This window comes from Bradyrhizobium sp. USDA 4503, from assembly GCF_054055815.1.
In genome coordinates this window covers 74980-92188 of sequence record NZ_JBSRXS010000001.1, presented here as the reverse complement: position 1 = coordinate 92188, position 17209 = coordinate 74980, and the positions used below count along the sequence as shown (strand labels likewise).

General features: G+C 64.4%; 15 protein-coding genes. 5 read left to right on the top strand and 10 right to left on the bottom strand.

The genetic code is table 11. From position 1 onward, the window contains the following. Nucleotides 1-30 precede the first annotated feature (30 nt). Nucleotides 31-189, bottom strand: coding sequence for a hypothetical protein (locus tag ACVMIH_RS00465; protein ID WP_168856472.1), 159 nt, complete (start codon nt 187-189; stop codon nt 31-33). Nucleotides 190-604: 415 nt separating this feature from the next. Continuing rightward, complete coding sequence (locus ACVMIH_RS00460; RefSeq protein ID WP_016841798.1) at nt 605-757, bottom strand: hypothetical protein; 153 nt, start codon at nt 755-757, stop codon at nt 605-607. Nucleotides 758-1010: 253 nt separating this feature from the next. Between ACVMIH_RS00460 and ku the strand changes: the two genes are divergently transcribed. Both ku and ACVMIH_RS00450 read left to right on the top strand, forming a co-directional pair. Beyond that, nucleotides 1011-1988 carry a non-homologous end joining protein Ku gene (gene ku / locus ACVMIH_RS00455; RefSeq protein WP_057020206.1) on the top strand — a complete coding sequence of 326 codons (978 nt, stop codon included), beginning with the start codon at nt 1011-1013 and terminating at the stop codon, nt 1986-1988. Between the two features lie 54 nt (nt 1989-2042). Further along, nucleotides 2043-2270: a hypothetical protein gene (locus ACVMIH_RS00450; RefSeq protein ID WP_016841800.1), complete on the top strand. Its 228-nt coding sequence runs from the start codon at nt 2043-2045 to the stop codon at nt 2268-2270. 30 nt (nt 2271-2300) lie between these two features. On the opposite strand, the gene ACVMIH_RS00445 is transcribed toward ACVMIH_RS00450, so the two are convergent. Then, nucleotides 2301-2465, bottom strand: a complete 165-nt coding sequence (locus ACVMIH_RS00445; protein WP_016841801.1) for a Flp family type IVb pilin — start codon at nt 2463-2465, stop codon at nt 2301-2303. Nucleotides 2466-2889: 424 nt separating this feature from the next. Here ACVMIH_RS00445 and ACVMIH_RS00440 point away from each other — a divergent pair, with 424 nt between their 5' ends. Both ACVMIH_RS00440 and ACVMIH_RS00435 read left to right on the top strand, forming a co-directional pair. Beyond that, nucleotides 2890-4524 carry a thiamine pyrophosphate-requiring protein gene (locus ACVMIH_RS00440; RefSeq protein WP_057020205.1) on the top strand — a complete coding sequence of 545 codons (1635 nt, stop codon included), beginning with the start codon at nt 2890-2892 and terminating at the stop codon, nt 4522-4524. 82 nt (nt 4525-4606) lie between these two features. After that, nucleotides 4607-5821 carry an NAD(P)/FAD-dependent oxidoreductase gene (locus ACVMIH_RS00435; RefSeq protein WP_456860331.1) on the top strand — a complete coding sequence of 405 codons (1215 nt, stop codon included), beginning with the start codon at nt 4607-4609 and terminating at the stop codon, nt 5819-5821. Nucleotides 5822-5976: 155 nt separating this feature from the next. Here the strand turns inward: ACVMIH_RS00435 and ACVMIH_RS00430 are convergent, their stop codons facing one another. The 7 genes from ACVMIH_RS00430 to ACVMIH_RS00400 all read right to left on the bottom strand — a co-directional run bounded on the left by ACVMIH_RS00430 (nt 5977) and on the right by ACVMIH_RS00400 (nt 14634). Next, nucleotides 5977-7221: an ABC transporter substrate-binding protein gene (locus ACVMIH_RS00430; protein ID WP_456860329.1), complete on the bottom strand. Its 1245-nt coding sequence runs from the start codon at nt 7219-7221 to the stop codon at nt 5977-5979. 41 nt (nt 7222-7262) lie between these two features. Beyond that, the gene (locus tag ACVMIH_RS00425; protein WP_141342550.1) at nt 7263-8741 is read right to left on the bottom strand and encodes an ATP-binding cassette domain-containing protein; all 1479 of its coding nucleotides are present in this window, start codon (nt 8739-8741) and stop codon (nt 7263-7265) included. Next, nucleotides 8742-9668 carry a branched-chain amino acid ABC transporter permease gene (locus ACVMIH_RS00420; protein WP_057020202.1) on the bottom strand — a complete coding sequence of 309 codons (927 nt, stop codon included), beginning with the start codon at nt 9666-9668 and terminating at the stop codon, nt 8742-8744. A gap of 1 nt (nt 9669) precedes the next feature. Beyond that, a complete protein-coding gene (locus ACVMIH_RS00415) occupies nt 9670-10545 on the bottom strand; it encodes a branched-chain amino acid ABC transporter permease (RefSeq protein WP_050424320.1) in 876 nt (291 codons plus the stop codon). Between the two features lie 94 nt (nt 10546-10639). Beyond that, nucleotides 10640-11863: an ABC transporter substrate-binding protein gene (locus ACVMIH_RS00410; RefSeq protein ID WP_456860327.1), complete on the bottom strand. Its 1224-nt coding sequence runs from the start codon at nt 11861-11863 to the stop codon at nt 10640-10642. Nucleotides 11864-12342: 479 nt separating this feature from the next. Continuing rightward, entirely contained in the window at nt 12343-13938 is a 1596-nt protein-coding gene (locus tag ACVMIH_RS00405) for an MDR family MFS transporter (protein WP_456860325.1), read from the bottom strand. A gap of 159 nt (nt 13939-14097) precedes the next feature. Further along, a complete protein-coding gene (locus ACVMIH_RS00400) occupies nt 14098-14634 on the bottom strand; it encodes a YcgN family cysteine cluster protein (RefSeq protein WP_076833185.1) in 537 nt (178 codons plus the stop codon). Between the two features lie 288 nt (nt 14635-14922). On the opposite strand from ACVMIH_RS00400, the gene ACVMIH_RS00395 reads away from it, so the two are divergent. Then, complete coding sequence (locus ACVMIH_RS00395; RefSeq protein WP_456784353.1) at nt 14923-17208, top strand: transglycosylase domain-containing protein; 2286 nt, start codon at nt 14923-14925, stop codon at nt 17206-17208. Nucleotide 17209 lies beyond the last annotated feature (1 nt).

Genomic DNA, 17209 nt, shown 5'->3' with positions numbered 1-17209 from the left:
CGACAATAATTGTTCTCGCGAGAGAACGTCTCAGGAGAACCACCAGAGCATGAATTTCAGGAACATCGAGCTGAGAAGATAAATCCACCCCGCCATCGCCAGCACCGTCAGTCCGACGAAGACACCTGAAACGCTTTTCTCCTTGAAGCGCGCCAGCAACGAGTTTTTTTCTTCTTGCGAATAGAACATCTCAGGCTCAAGGCGTAACTGATTCAGATCAGCTAGCAGTCAATTTCGATGATCTCGTGACGCGTCGCAGCAGCCATTCGCATCGCGCAGCACAGATCAGCGCTGCAAAACGCCGCCAGGCCGCACGCCATCGCGCAGTGGAAATTCCGTTCGACACGATCAGGAATTTTACGTCGGCGATCGCGGCGGCCCGCGCGCCGGAATTTCCCTTCGGATCCTCGCCCGATCGGCGTCACATACGTCGATCAAGACGGTCGTGCAGCTTGACCAGGCGATGTGGCCGGCATGCAGGATAGCCGCGCGCCGGAGGCCGGCGCGACCGAACGGATTCTTCCCGGGAGCAATCTGCCCGCTTCGCCCTGCCTCTCAGTTTAACAATCAAGTCCTCGCACGCGGTCAACCAATGATAATCGCCTCACACGCGGAAAAAGGCGAACCAGACAATGCCGAGGATCAGGACGGCCAGCCCTGTCGAGGCCGTGAGCAGCGCGAGAACCGAAGGTCCAGGCTCGGCCTGCCGTGCCTCGGTCGGGGTTTCGACGATTTGACCGTGTCGTTCCGTTGCCATGGCAACCTCTTTGCTTAAGTGCCTGTAATTCCGGCGTTTGCCGCGCCCCTTCGACAGCCAACGCGTGATCGGGAGCGATGTTCCGAGAGCGTTGACGGCTGGGCCGACGGCAGTCCCGCCCGCCGCGTCAAACGGGCGCAGCGCGAGGACACGGTTAACGCCGTTGCGAGATTCACCGGGCCGTGTTGTTTCAAACTGGGGTTCCCGGTGTTATCCTTGACCGTTCCGTCGGTTGCGTAATCGGAGTTTCCCCATGGCCCCTCGCGCCAATTGGAAGGGCTTTTTGCGCCTTTCGCTCGTGACTTGCCCGGTTGCCCTGTACCCGGCGACATCGGATACCGAAAAGGTCTCCTTCAACCAGATCAACCGCAAGACCGGCCACCGGATCAAATACGCTAAGGTCGACGCCGAGACCGGCGAGGAAGTCTCCACCGAAGACATCATGAAGGGCTACAAGGTCGACACCGACACCTATATCGAGGTCACCAAGGAAGAGCTCGACGACATCGCGCTGGATTCGACCCGCACCATCGAGATCGACGAATTCGTGCCGCGCAGCGAGATCGACAGCCGCTATCTGATCCGTCCCTACTACCTCGTTCCCGACGGCAAGGTCGGCCACGACGCCTTTGCGGTGATCCGCGAGACCATCCGCAGCCTGAACAAGGTCGCGATCGGCCGCGTGGTGTTGACCAATCGCGAGCACATCATCGCGCTCGAGCCGCTCGACAACGGGCTGATGGGCACACTGTTGCGCTACCCGTATGAAGTGCGCAGCGAGAAGGAGTATTTCGACGACATCCAGGATGTGAAGATCACCAAGGACATGCTCGATCTCGCCAGGCACATCGTCGAGCAGAAGTCCGCCGACTTCGATCCGGAGGAGTTCGAGGACCGCTACGAGCAGGCGCTGATCGACCTGATCAACCAGAAGCGCAACGGCATCAAGGTCGCCAAGCCCGCGGCGAAGACCAGCGGCAACGTCATCAACCTGATGGACGCGCTGAAGAAGAGCCTTGCCAACGAGAAGCAGGCCGCGCCCGCCAAGGCCGAGGCAAAGGCCGCGAAGGGCAAGAAGCCGAAGAAGCGCATCGAGGGCCAGCGCGAAATGCTGCTGCCGATCTCGGGCAGCGGCAAGCGCGAGCCCAAGGAGGCCGCCAAACCCGAGCCGAAGAAGGCCGAGAAGACAACGCGCGCCCAGGGCACCGCGGCGCGCAAGAAGGCAGGCTAGCGCAGCGACCGCAAGATGAGCCCGGTCCACAGCGCCTGAGATGTTCCGGTCGAGATGCCCTGGTCGACGCCGTTTGACGAACCGATCGCGCTGCATCGCGGCGGCACACTGGTGACGCTGCAGCACGCCGCCGACTACATCATGAAGCTATCGGAAGACACCCAGCAGGAAACGCGCTGGCAGATCGCGGTCGAGCATCTGATCAATGCGGCGGAACAAGGCGCCGGCTGGTTGATGTTCGCGCGCATCGCGATGCTGCGCGCGTTGAACGGGGACGACTGAATCCGGAAAATGCCGAGCTGCCGGCAGGGCTTACTTGAATGCCGAGCTGACGGCATTGAATTGGCCGCTCACGCTGGTGCCGATGCCCCTGACGCCGGCGACGATCACGATGCTGATGCCTCCGGCGATGATGGCGTATTCAATGGCCGTCGCCCCGACCTCATCACGCAGAAACCTTGCCATCAACGCGCGCATGAAAAGCTCCTGTCCGACGCTCGCGGCTTTTTCTCCCGCGCCGTAGTAATATGCCGGCCAAACTAGGCCACATTGGTTGACGGCCCATTGAGGGAAAGGATGAACGGTCGCTTAAAAGTTGCAGCGAATTTCCGTGCTAGTTCTGCCTGCATCGGGTTGCCGCCGGGCGAGGCACTTGGCCGCGGCCGGAGCGCTTTCCAGCGAAGTGGACACCGGCTCGCGCAAAGAAAACGCGTCAAAACAAGTATCTAGAGCTCCGTTCTGATCCTGTCTGACCGGAAACAACTCCAGTCGTAAACGCATATCAGAACTACCTGATCCGGCCCCGGCCGCGCTTTACCGGTGCCGCGGAATCCTGTTCCTTTATCGGACAGGCGACAACGAGGCCGGAACGAACCGGCCGCATGCAAAGGGAGTGACCGTCATGAAGCTCGGCACCGCGATCGCGGAAATCATGAAGCGCGAGGGGATCGAGATCCTCACGGGCTACCCGGTCAACCACCTGATCGAATACGCCGCCAATGCCGACATCCGCCCGGTGATGGTGCGCCAGGAGCGCATCGGCGTGCACATGGCAGACGCGATCTCCCGCGTCACCTCGGGCGAGAAGATCGGCGCCTTCTGCATGCAGCACGGCCCCGGCGCGGAGAACGCGATGGGCGGCGTCGCGCAGTGCTACGGCGAATCCGTGCCCGTCCTGGTGCTGCCGATGGGCTATGCGCGTCGGCTGGCGAATATCGACCCGAACTTCAATTCCAGCCAGGCGATGAAGGCGTTTTCAAAATCGTCGGAGCCGATCAACATCGCAGCCGAGGTCTGCAACATCTTTCGGCGGGCGTTTACAAAATTGAAGAACGGCCGCGGCGGGCCGGTCATCGTCGAAATCCCCGCCGACATGTGGAACGAGGAGGTGCCGGAGCCCTTGAACTACACCCCGGTGCTGCGCACCCGCTACGGCGCCGACCCTGTCCATGTGAAGGAAGCGGCCGCCCTGCTCGTTGGCGCCAAGCGTCCGGTGATCTATGCCGGCCAGGGCGTGCACTATGCAAAGGCCTGGCCGCAGCTGAAGCGCCTCGCCGAACGGCTCGCGATCCCGGTCACCACCAGCCTCGGCGGCAAGTCGTCCTTCCCCGAGACGCACCCGCTCTCGCTCGGCTCCGGCGGCCTCGCGGTGCCGCGCGCGGTGCCGAAATTTCTTTCCGAAGCCGACGTGATCTTCGGCATCGGCTGCTCCTTCACCGAGACGTCATTCGGCATCGCGATGCCGAATGGCAAGACCATCATCCATTCGACGCTCGATCCGAACCACATCAACAAGGATGTCGAGGCCAAGGTCGGTTTGGTCGGCGACGCCGGCCTGGTGCTCGACGCGCTGCTGGAGGAGATCGGCAAGACCGTGACCTCGGACCGCAACGCAAGTGCGGTCGCCGAGGAGATTGCCGCTTCCCACAAGGAGTGGCTCGCCAAGTGGATGCCGAAGCTGACGCACAACGACGCGCCGCTCAATCCCTACCGCGTGCTGTGGGACCTGCAGCACACCGTCGACATCCACAACACCATCATCACCCACGACGCCGGCAGCCCGCGCGACCAGCTTTCGCCGTTCTGGAAGTCCGTCGAGCCGCTGTCCTATATCGGCTGGGGCAAGACCACGCAGCTCGGCTACGGCCTTGGTCTCGCGATGGGCGCCAAGCTCGCCAAGCCGGACAAGCTCTGCATCAATGTCTGGGGCGACGCCGCGATCGGCTTCACGGGGATGGACTTCGAGACCGCGGTGCGCGAGCGGATTCCGATCATGTCGATCCTGCTCAACAATTTCTCGATGGCGATCGAATTGAAGGTGATGCCGATCTCGACAGAGAAATACCGCTCGACCGACATCTCCGGCGATTACGCCGCGATGGCCCGCGCCTTCGGCGGCTACGGCGAACGGGTGACCAAGCCCGAGGACATCATCCCCGCGATCAAGCGCGGCATCCAGAAGACCAAGGAAGGCGTGCCGGTGCTGCTGGAATTCATCACCAGCAAGGAGACCGAGGTGTCGCGGCCGGGGACGTGACGGCACCTCACACGCCGCTCTGCACTTGATTTGACCGCGCCAGCGCAGGCAAGCTCCCTCCGGTGCAACTTCGGAGGGAGAGATGGCGCGCATCCTGGTGCTGGGGGCCGGCTTTTCCGGGCTATGGGCCGCGCTCGGCGCAGCCCGCAAGCGCGACGAGATCGGTGCGCGGGCAGCAGACACCGAAATTCTCGTCGTCGATCGCAACGCCTATCACAACATCCGGGTGCGCAATTACGAGGTCGATCTCGGCGATGTCGCGCTGCCGCTCAAGGACCTGCTCGATCCGGTTGGCGTCGGCCACATGGTGGCCGAGGTCGCGGCGATCGATCCGGCGACGCGCGCGGTCACGATCAAGACCAGCGCGGGCGCGGAGGTTCTGAGCTACGACCGGCTGGTGCTAACCACCGGCAGTGAGCTGGTCCGCCCCGCCATTTCGGGCCTTGCCGCCCACGGCTTCGATGTCGACACGTATGAGGCAGCGATGCGGCTCGACGCGCATCTGGCGGCGCTCGGCAACGAGCCGCCGTCAGAGGCACGCGCGAGCATCGCGGTCGTCGGCGCAGGGTTCACCGGGATCGAGGTCGCGACCGAGATGCCGGCCAAGCTGGCGCACGCCGGCATCACCGGCGATCATCGGGTCATCCTGATCGATCCCAATCCCGTCGTCGGCGCGACCTTCGGCGCGCATGGCCGCCCGGTCATCAACGAGGCGCTGGCCACGCTCGGCGTCGAGACGCGGCTGAACGTCCGGGTCAGTGCCGTCGGCGCCGACAGCATCACGCTCGATAGCGGCGAGATCATTCCGACCAAAACCGTGGTGTGGTGCGCCGGCATGCGCGCCAGCCCCCTCGCCGCCTCGCTGCCGGCCAGGCGCGACGCGCTCGGCCGCATCAAAGTCGACCACACCATGCGCGTCGAAGGCCTTGCGGACGTCTTCGCCGCCGGCGACGTCGCCGCCTGCCTGATCGACGGCGAGCACCCGACGGTGATGTCCTGCCAGTTCGCGCGGCCGATGGGCCGCTTCGCCGGCCACAATGTGGTCGCGGACCTGTTTGGCGAGAAGCTGCTGCAGCTCAATATCGACTGGTATGTGACGGTGCTCGATCTCGGCGCCTGGGGTGCGCTCTACACCACCGGCTGGGATCGCGAGGTGCACACCACAGGCGCCGCCGCCAAGCTCACCAAGCAGACCATCAACCAGCAGCGCATCTATCCGCCACGCAACGGCGACCGCGCCGCGCTGCTCGCGGCGGCCGCGCCGACGATCCAGACGGCGCCGCCGACGCGCAAGTAGTTTGGGACTCACATTCGCCGATCGTCATTGCGAGCCACCCGGTCGGCGCGAAGCGCCGCCGGATGACAGGCTCCGCGAAGCAATCCACCCCTCCACGCCGGGATAGATGGATTGCTTCGTCGCTACGCTCCTCGCAATGACGGTGAGTACATCAGCTACTGCGACAGCTTCACGAAGTTCGGAAACTTCATCTGGCCCTCGGCGATCGCCTTCGGCCAGACCGTGATCTGCTTGCCGCCCTGCCACTGGAACACGAGGCCGGTCACGGCGCCCGGACCGGACTTGATGCCGTGGGTGAACTCGTCGTTCTTGCCGTAGAACTGGATCTTGCCGATCGTGCCCTCGAAGTCGGTCTTCTCGAGCTCGGTCACCATCTTGTCCGGATCGGTCGAGCCGGCGCGCTGAATCGCCTCGGCGATGATGTAGACCTCGTCATAGGCGGTGTAGCCGGTATAGGCCGGCGGCGTGCCGAACTTGGCCTTGAACGCCGCCGCGAACGGCTTGGTCTTCGGCGTGACGGCAACATCAGGCGTCGCCACCGCGAGCGAGGGCACGCCCTCGGCGGCGCCGTTGGTGTCGCCCCAGAAGGTCGGGCTCAGCGCCTGCGCGCTGATGCCGAACATCGGGATCGGTACCTGCTGGTTCTTCCACTGCACGGTCGGCTGCACGCCGACATGGGAGATGCCGGTGACGATCACGTCGGGCTTGGCGGCTTCCATCTTGTTGAAGATCGGCGTGAAGTCGGTGGTGTCGGGCGAGAAGCGAATGTGCTCGACCACCTTCAGGCCCGCTTTCGGCAGGCAGGCCTCGTAGCCGACGTCGAGCGGCTTGGTCCAGGCCGCGTCCTCGCTCATGATCGCGACCGACTTGAACTTGAGCTGGTCGACCAACAGCTCCTTGGCCGCGTCGCAGACCAGCTGCGCCTGCGCGGCCGAGGTCAGGTAGCCGTGGAAGGTGTACTTGTTCTTCTCATAGTCGTTGTGGATCGCTTTGGTGATCTCGTTCGAGGCGGCGCCGGGCGTGATCAGCGGCATCTTCAACCGCGCAGCCCACGGCTCGAGCGCCAGCACGACCTCGCTGATGTAGCTCGCGATCACGGCGGAGACCTTGTCCTCGCTCACCGCGCGCTGGAAGGCGCGCACCGAGTCCGCCGACGAGCTCTTGTTGTCGTAGGTGACGATCTCGATCTTGCGGCCCATCACGCCGCCCTTGGCGTTGATCTCGTCGGCTGCGATCTGCGCGCCACCCGGCGTCGCCGCACCCGCGATCGACTGTACTTCGGCAATGATGCCGATCTTGATCGGGTCCTTGGACTGCGCATAGGCCGGCGCGGCGAGGCAGAGCGCGAGCACCGAGGCCAACAGGCTCACGCGGGTCGCGGTTGAATATACCGTCATCATGATCTCCTTTGTTTTGCTTTCTTCTTTTCAAACTGCGAACGTCAGAGAAAGTCCTTGCCGGCCTCCGCGGCGAACCGGCCCGGATCGCCCTCCCAGACGATCCGCGCGTGCTCCAGCACATAGACGCGGTCGGCATGCGGAAGTGCAAACGTCACGTTCTGCTCGCCCAGCAGCACCGTGATCTTGGTGGTCTGGCGCAGCTTCTCCAGCGCCTTCGACAGCAGCTCGAGGATGACAGGCGCAAGCCCCAGCGTCGGCTCGTCCAGGATCAGGATCTGCGGCTGCATCATCAGCGCTCGGCCGATCGCCAGCATCTGCTGCTCGCCGCCGGACAGCGTCTGCGCCATCTGGCCCTGGCGTTCCTTCAGGATCGGGAACAGCTCGAACAGCCAGGCGAGTTGCTTGGCCCGCGCCGCGTCGTCGAGATGTTGGCCGCCGAGGTCGAGATTTTCCCGCACCGTCATCTCGCCGAACAATTCGCGCGATTCCGGACATTGCACGAGGCCGGAGCGAGCGATCTTCGCAGGTCCCGTGCCGCGCAGTGGCTGCCCGCCGCGCAGGATCTCGCCGGTATACGGCAGGAAACCCGAGATGGTGTTGAACAGCGTGGTCTTGCCGGCGCCGTTGAGGCCGACGACGGAGACGAACTCGCCCTCATGGACGTGGATCGAGACGTTTTCCAGCGCCTGCGCCTTGCCGTAATGCACGCTGATATTCTCGACCTGCAGCAGCGGCACCTTGTCCTTGAACGAGGTCTCGGGCCGCGCGTGCGTCTGGATCGCGCCGCCGAGATAGACCCGCCGCACGGTCTCGTTCTTCATCACGTCCTCGGCGCGGCCGGTCGTGATCTCCTCGCCGAGATACATCGCGAGCACGCGGTCGACCAGCGCCGCGACGCTCTTGACGTTGTGGTCGACCAGCATCACCGCGCGGCCCTCGTCGCGGAAGCTGCGGATCAATGCGGAGAAGGTACCGACCTCGGCGCTGGTGAGACCAGCAAAGGGCTCGTCGACCAGCACGACCTTGGGGTCGCGCGCGATCGCTTTGGCCAATTCCAGCCGGCGCAGGTCGGCGAACGGCAGCGTCGGCGGGCGGCGGTCCATCACCGCCCCCAACCCGACGCGCTCGGCGATCCACTTGGCGCGCTCAGTCAGCGCCTTGTCGGGAAACAGCATGAACAGGCTGTCGGGCAACAGCGCGACCATGATGTTCTCCAGCACAGTCTGCCGGTTCAGGGGCCGCGAGTGCTGGAACACCATGCCAAAACCCTTGCGCGCGATCTTGTGCGCAGGCAGCCCGGCGACGTTCTCGCCCTCGAACAGCACCTCGCCCGCGGTCGGACGCTCGATGCCCATCACGCTCTTCATCGCGGTCGACTTGCCCGACCCGTTCGGCCCGATCAGGCCGAGAATCTCGCCGGGATGCAGGTCGAACGAGAGATTCTTCACGGCGGTCAGGCCGCCGAATCTTTTGGTCAATCCACGGACGGTGAGCGTTGCTGTGGTCACAGTCTGATCCATTTAAGAGCGCGCCTCGCGTGACAGGGCCGCTCCGAGGAAACCGCCGGGGAAGAACAGGACGACGAGCAGCGCCACCGCCGAGACGATGAAGGTCGCAAGCTCGCCGGTCGGGCGCAGGAATTCGCCGGCGACGATCAGGAAGATCGCGCCTAATGCGGCGCCGAGCACGGTGCGCCGGCCGCCGAGCACTGCGGAGACGATCACGTTCACGCCGACCGCAACGTCTACCACGGTGCCGACCGAGGCGGTGCCGAAGTAGAACACGAGCAGCGCGCCCGACAGTCCCGAGAAGAAGGCGCTGACGATGAAGGCCGCGAGCTTGTGCTTGACGATGTTGAAGCCGAGCGCACCGGCCTGCACCGGATCCTGCCCGCTCGCCTGCAGCACGAGACCGACCGGCGATTGCGACAGGCCGTAGAGGATGGCCGCGCTCACGGTCATGAAGCCGAGCGCGATCCAGTAATTGGCGCCGGCATTGATGGTGATGACGTCGGGGATGGTGAGCCCGATCTCGCCGCCGGTGAGATCGGCGAACACCACGACGAAGTTCTGCAGCATCAAGACCGCCACCAGCGTGGTCAGGCCGAAATACGGCCCCCTCACCCGCAGCGCCGGCAGCGCCAGCACGAAGCCCGCGACGACCGACGCCAGCGCGCCGAGCAGGATGCAGAGATAGACCGACCAGCCGAACTGGTTGTTGAGGATCCCGGCGGTGTAGGCGCCGGTGCCGATCAGGAAGGTCGGCCCGAAATTGACCTCGCCGGCGAAGCCGAACAGGAGGTCCCAGGCCATCGCGAACACGCCGAAATAGAACGCGACGGTCAGCAGCCCGAGGATGTAGCCCGAGACGTAGAACGGCAGCGTCGCGGCGACCACCACGCAGACCAGCGAAATGAAGAACAAGCGCGAGGAAAAGAAGCTGGCCATCTCAGCGCCTCCCGAGCAGGCCCTGAGGCCGGATATACATCACGAACACCAGAAGCAGCAGCGCCGGAATGGTGCGATAGGCCGGCGAGATCATGTAGGCCGTGATGGTCTCGAGATAGCCGACGACGAAGGCTGCGATCAGCGAGCCCGACACGCTGCCGAGGCCGCCGAGCACGACGATCGAGAACGCGCTCGCTGTCAGCGGCCCGACGCTGTAGGAGCTGACGCCGAGGAACATGCCGAGCAGCACGCCGGCGATGCCGGCGAGAATGCCGTAGATGCCCCACACCACGATGTAGATCTGGGTGAGCTCGAGCCCGAGCAGCGTGACGCCGCGCGGGTTCATCGAAGCCGCCAGTACCGCCTTGCCGGTCCTGGTGCGGTTCACCAGTAGCCACAGCAGGCCGATCACGAGGCAGCAGACCAGCGCGGTGAAGATATTGTTGCGCGGTGTGCGGTTGCCGAAGATATCGACGACACCCTCGACGATCGGCAGCACCGTCTTGGCGTTGTTGGTGAAGAAATAGGCGATCAGCTCCTGGATCATGATGCCCCACAGCAGGGTGCCGGTGAGGACGAAGATTTCCTTCTCCTCGTTGGGGATCCGCGTTGAATTCTGGATCGGCTTGACGACCGCAAAATAGGTCGCGAACGACACGATCAGCGCGACGCCGACACCGAACAGCGCGCCGGTGTAGATGTCGAGGTGCAGCACGCTGGCCGCGGCCCAGGCCGCGACCGCGGCGGCCACCATGATGGCACCGTGGGAGAGGTTGAGGACGCCGGAGACACCGAAGATCAGGGTGAAACCGGTGGCGCCGAGCGCATAGAGCGCGCTGATGGCAAAGCCATCGATCAGGATTTGTAAGGCAAGCATCTCAGATTGGCCGCGGCAGCAGGGCTGCCTGTTGTGGAGGACACAGAACCGAACAGGGATGCTCCCGGGTGGGGCCCGGGAGCATGATCATCAGTCAGTTCGTGGTGACCTTGATGAAGCTCGGGAACTTGAGATCGCTTTTGGCGACCTCCTTCGGCCAGACCGCGACCTGCTTGCCGCCCTGCCACTGCAGCATCAGTCCGGTGATCAGGCCCTTGCCGTATTTGATCGAATGGGTGAACGGATCGTCCTTGCCGTAGAACTGGACGCGTCCGATGGTGCCTTCCCAGTCGGTCTTCTTCAGCGCATCGACCATCTTGTCGGCCTCGACCGAGCCGGCGCGCTTCACCGCATCGGCGATGTAGTAGACCTCGTCATAGGCGGTGTAGCCCGCATAGGACGGATAGTTGCCGTAGCGCTTCTTGAAGCCTTCCGCGAACGGCACCGACTTCGGCGTCACCGCGACGTTCGGGCCGGACACGCCCTGATACAGCACGCCTTCCGCCGCATCGTTGGTGTCCTTGCCGAAGGTCTCGTTGGTCGCCTGCGAGGAAATGCCGAACATCGGGATCGGCACCTGCTGGTTCTTCCACTGCACCGTCGGCTGCACGCCGACATGCGAGATGCCGGTGATGATCACGTCGGGCTTGGAGCCTTCGACCTTGTTGAAGATCGGCGTGAAGTCGGTGGTGTCGGGCGAGAAACGGATATGGTCGACGACCTTGAGCCCGATCTTCGGCAGGCACTCCTCGTAGCCGACATCGAGCGGCTTGGTCCACGCGGCATCCTCGCTCATGATGACCGCGGTCTTCATGTGCTTCTGATCGACCAGCAGCTCCTTGGCGGCGTCGCAGACCGACAGCGCCAGCGCGGCCGAGGTCAGGTAGCCGTGGAAGGTGTACTTGTTCTTCTCGTAATCGGCGTGGACGCTCTTGCTGATCTCGTTGGAGGCGGCGCCGGGCGTGACGAACGGCGTCTTCAGGCGCGAAGCCCAGGGCTCGAGCGCCAGCACCACTTCGCTGATGTAGCTCGAAATGACGACGTTGACCTTGTCTTCGTTGACCGCGCGCTGGAACGCGCGCACCGAATCCGCCGAGGACGAGTGGTTGTCGTAGCTGACGATCTCGATCTTGCGGCCGTCGATGCCGCCCTTGGCATTGATCTCGTCGGCGGCCAGCTGCGCCGCCTGCGGGATCGATGCACCGGCAATCGCCTGCGCTTCGGCGATCACGCCGATCTTGAGGGTGTCGGCAGCCAGCGCTCCGCTCGGCGCCGCAGCCAACAGGCCCAACACGGCCGCTCCTGCAAGTTTCTGCATCGCGTGCACGGGGAGTCGCAATGTTCTTGTCACCCTGTTTCTCTCCTCTTTTTCTTCGGCTGCTTCGAGCTCTTGGGGCGCGACTATAGCCGCGACAAAATGCGCAGCAAGTGAAACTGCGCGCAGATCGCCATGCAAGGACGGCGACTAAAGTAGTGGGTCGGCGCTCACCAAATGAACAAACATGAGGCAGCGGGGGAATAAAGTGGTGGTGCACCGATCGCTCAGATCGTCATTCCCCGCTGCGCAAATTACGCGGGGCGAGCGAAGCGGAGAGAGCGGAACGAAAAGCACGGCTCGGGCAATTCATGTCGCGAGAACGCGGATTGTTGCCCGCTGGCCGTGCGACAAGCTCAGTGCCGTCCCTGCGAAAGCGGGGACCCACAACCACGGATGCTCATTGTTACGCGATTTGGAACGACGAGTCCGATTCACAACATCCGCCTCGGCGACGACAGCGGTGTATGAGGCGACTGCCTCTACTCCGCCATCTCCGCCGGCGGGTGGGCGGCGGGACCAGCGAGCGGGCGCTCTTCCATCGTGATCATGCAGATCGAGGCGGTGGTCAGCAGCACGGCGGCGGCGCCGAACACGTAGCGGAACGCATGGATCATGTCGGCCATCGGGATCGCGCTGACGGTGCCGGCGGAGGCGGCATGATGCTCGCCGGCGAGCGAGATGTCGGTCCCCAGCGTCATCAGCAGGATGGTAGTGAAGGCGGCGACCGTGAAGGAGGCCATCATCGCGCGGAAGAAGTTCATCGCGCCGGTCACGGTACCGACCTGCGGCCGCGCCACCGCGTTCTGCAACGACACCACGCTGATCGGGAATGTGGTGCCGAGGCCGAGCGCGAACACGCTCATCAACAGCAATAATCCCCACAGCGGCAGCGTCGTCACCGCCATGCCGACGGCACAGATCGCGGCCACCGAGGTGCCGACGATGGCGACGCGCTTGTAGTGCTTGGCCTTCGCCATGGTCCGGCCGGCGATCGCCGCACCGAAGGTCGAGATCGCCGCGAGCGGGATCAGCGCGAGGCCGGCCTCGCTGGCGGTGAGATGATAGACCACCTCGTAATAGAGCGGCAGATGCACGGTGAGGCCGACCATGGCGCCGAGCGCACAGCCGCCCGCCCCCATCGCGAACGGCACCACCGAGCCGCCGAGCAGCGACAGCGGCAGGAACGGCTCGTCGGCGCGGCGCGCGTGCCAGACGAAGGCGCCGGCGAGCGCGATCGAGGCGCCCACCATCGTGGTGATGGTCGGCGACAGCCAGGACAGACGGGTGCCGCCCCAGGTCAGCACCAGCATCAACACGACGGCCGAGGCCATCAGCAGGATGCCGCCGAGCCAGTCGACCTTGCGCTTGCGGTGGAACACTGGGATCTTGCCCATCTTCGGCAGCAGCAGCGCCAGCGCCGCCGCCGCGAGCGGCAGGTTGATCCAGAAGATCATCGACCAGTGCAGATGCTCGGCGAACACGCCGCCGACCACTGGGCCGAGAATGCCGCCGGCCATCCAGACGCTGGAGAAATAGGCCTGATAGCGGCCGCGCTCGCGCGGGCTCACCACGTCGGAGATCACGGTCTGGACCACCGGCATGATGCCGCCGCCGCCGAGCCCCTGCAGGCCGCGGGCAACGATCAGCATCGTCATGCTGGGCGCGATCGCGCACAGCACCGAGCCGACCACGAACAGGCTGAGCGAGGTGATGATCATGACGCGGCGGCCATAGATGTCGCTCAGCGTGCCGAACACCGGCGCGACCGCCGTCGAGGCCAAGAGATAGGCGGTGATCACCCAGGACAGATTGGTGACGTCGTGAAACTGGCGCCCGATCGTCGGCAGCGCGGTCGCGACGATGGTCTGGTCGAGCGCGGCCAGGAACATCGTCAACATCAGGCTGATGACGATGGTGCGGACTTCGTCCGGATTGAGCGGTGCCGGCGGCGCCAGCGGCGGCGCTTCGCTGAGTTCGATCACCTCGCTCGGAAGGCGGGACAGCTCTTCGGCAATGTCGTCGGGCAATGTCTCTTGGTCGGCAGGAATCCGGCTCTGCCGTTCATACTTGTTCATTTGAGGCGTAATGCTGCTGCGCGGGCGCGTCCCGCGATGGAATCATTCTCTGCTTCGCAATTTATGCAGCAATTGAATGCTGAGGCAGGCACCCCAGCGCATGGGTGCATCCCGCCGCGATGTTCTCGCGGTGACGTGATCGCGGACGCGGCGACGACGTCACGCTTTGGTCGTCTTGCCCAGCGTTTTCGGCCGCTTCTTCAATTGTGCCCGTTTCGGCAGCAGCGCCGGCCATCGCACGATATGATCCTCGAGATCGGCGTCGTTGACATCGAGCTCGGTGCCCTCCACCCGCCCGCGCACCGAGACGCCGGCTTCATGGACGGTGTTGGGATCGCCCGAGATCAGGGGATGCCACCAATAGAGGTCCCGCCCCTCGGCCACCAGCCGGTAGCCGCAGCTCGGCGGCAGCCAGTTCAGCGTCCGGACGTTTTCGGGTGTCAGACGGACGCAATCCGGAACCTGGTCGGAACGGTTCGGGTAGTCCTTGCAGGTGCAGAGGCCGGAATCGAGCAGCTTGCAGGAGATATGGGTGAAATAGATCTTGCCGGTGTCCTCGTCCTCGAGCTTCTCCAGGCAGCACCGTGCGCAGCCGTCACACAGGCTCTCCCATTCGGCGTTGGACATCTCTTCCAACGTCTTGGTTTTCCAGAAGAATCCCTCCTGGCCCGACGGGCGCTTGGGCGATGCGGTCATGATATCCCTGAAATGGCGGTGCAACTCTTCTTGGGATGCCGGCAACGCTTGCGCAAGGGGGTGGTATTGCGGGGTCGAAAAAGCCGGTGGGCAGCGTTAGGGCTCCCATTAAATTCACAAGCCGCGCCATTGGTTTATGGCAGCCGCTCGGATAGAACAACGAACGAGTCCCCATCGACGCAAAAGCGCCTTGGGATTGCCGCAACATCGAAGCAAGACGCTGCCCTGTGCCCGGTTTGGGCGCCCGCAGCGCAGTCGAACTGATCAAGGGTCCGGTCCTTTCAGATCATGCCGTCGCATTGGAAACAGAGGGTCCGGAACTTCTTCCTGGACCTCGATGCGCGTATCGACTCGACGCTGTTCTCGTCGGGCAAGGGCCTGCGCGAGCTCTACGAGCGCTATTCCACCTTCATGGACCGCTTCTATGTCGGCCGCTGGAAGCGCTGGGTGTTCATCGAGCCGCTGTCGGAGGCCGCAACCCTCGGGCTCGGCGGCATGATCCTGATGCTGACGCTCGCGATCCCCGCCTTCCGCGAGACCGCCGACGAGGATTGGCTGAAGAAGTCCGACCTCGCGGTGACCTTCCTCGACCGCTACGGCAACCCGATCGGCAGCCGCGGCATCAAGCATAATGACTCGATCCCGCTGGAAGATTTTCCGGACAATCTGATCAAGGCGACGCTCGCGACCGAGGACCGCCGCTTCTACGACCATTTCGGCATCGACGTGCCGGGCCTTGCCCGCGCGCTGGTCACCAACGCGCAGGCCGGCGGCGTCCGCCAGGGCGGTTCGTCGATCACCCAGCAGCTCGCCAAGAACCTGTTCCTGAACAACGAGCGCACCATCGAGCGCAAGGTGAAGGAAGCCTTCCTCGCGATCTGGCTGGAGACGCGGCTCACCAAGAACGAGATCCTGAAGCTCTATCTCGACCGCGCCTATATGGGCGGCGGCACCTTCGGCGTCGACGGCGCGGCGCATTTCTATTTCAACAAGTCGGTGCGCGACGTGAATCTCGCGGAGGCCGCGATGCTCGCCGGCCTGTTCAAGGCGCCGACCAAATACGCCCCGCACATCAACCTGCCCGCGGCCCGCGCCCGCGCCAATGTCGTGCTCGACAACCTCGTCGATGCCGGCTTCATGACCGAGGGCCAGGTGTTCGGCGCCCGCCGCAATCCGGCGGTCGCGGTCGACCGGCGCGACGAGAACTCGCCGAACTACTATCTCGACTACGCCTTCGACGAGATGCGCAAGCTGGTCGACACCTTCCCGAAATCCTACACCGAGCGCGTCTTCGTGGTCCGCACCGCGATCGACATGAACGTGCAGAAGGCGGCCGAGGAAGCGATCGAGAACCAGCTGCGACAGTTCGGGCGCGACTATCACGCGACGCAGGCCGCGACCGTGGTGTCCGATCTCGACGGCGGCATCCGCGCCATGGTCGGCGGCCGCGACTACGGTGCGAGCCAGTTCAACCGCGCCACCGACGCCTATCGCCAGCCGGGCTCGTCGTTCAAACCCTATGTCTACACCACGGCGCTGCTGAACGGCTTCACGCCGAACTCGAAGATCGTCGACGGCCCGGTCTGCATCGGCAACTGGTGCCCGCAAAACTATGGCCATTCCTATTCGGGTCAGGTCACGCTGACGCAGGCGATCACCCGCTCGATCAACGTGGTGCCGGTCAAGCTCTCGATCATGATGGGCGGCAAGGAAGGGCCGAAGGCGGGCCGCGCCAAGATCGTCGAAGTCGCGCGGCGCTTCGGCCTCAAGGCGCCGCTGCCCGATACGCCATCGCTGCCGATCGGCTCCGACGAAGTCACGGTGCTGGAGCACGCGGTCGCCTATGCGACCTTCCCGAACCGCGGCAAGGCAGTGACGCCGCATTCGGTGCTCGAGGTGCGCACCGGCGCCGGCGACCTGGTCTGGCGCTGGGACCGCGACGGCCCGAAACCGCGGCAAGCGATTCCGCCGAACATCGCCGCCGATATGGCGGGCATGATGAGCCACGTGGTCAGCGAAGGCACCGCGCGCCGCGCCGCGCTCGACGGCATTCCGACCGCCGGCAAGACCGGCACCACCAACGCCTATCGCGACGCCTGGTTCGTCGGCTACACCGGCAACTTCACCTGCGCGGTCTGGTACGGCAATGACGACTATTCGCCGACCAACCGCATGACCGGCGGCTCGCTGCCGGCGCAGACCTGGCACGACATCATGGTCGCGGCGCATCAGGGCGTGGAGGTCAAGGAGCTCGTCGGCGTCGGCATGGGCCAGAAGCTGCCGCCGCAGCCGGCGCAGACCAATGCCCAGGCCAACGCGGCGCCGCGCGTATTGGAAACCAAGCCGGGTCCGCCGCCGGTCTTGACCAAGCGCGGCGCGGATATCCTGGTGCGGGTCGAGAAGATGCTCGACGACGCGGCCAGGACGGCTGAGAAGACCACCGGCAAGACCACGCTGAACGAGTCCTCGAAGACCGGCAAGGCCGAGTCCTCGAGCGCGCTGGCGTTCCCCGAAAACTACGTTGCCGCGGCCGGGCCGGACGGCGCGACACCGGCACCGCCACGCAAGAACTGAC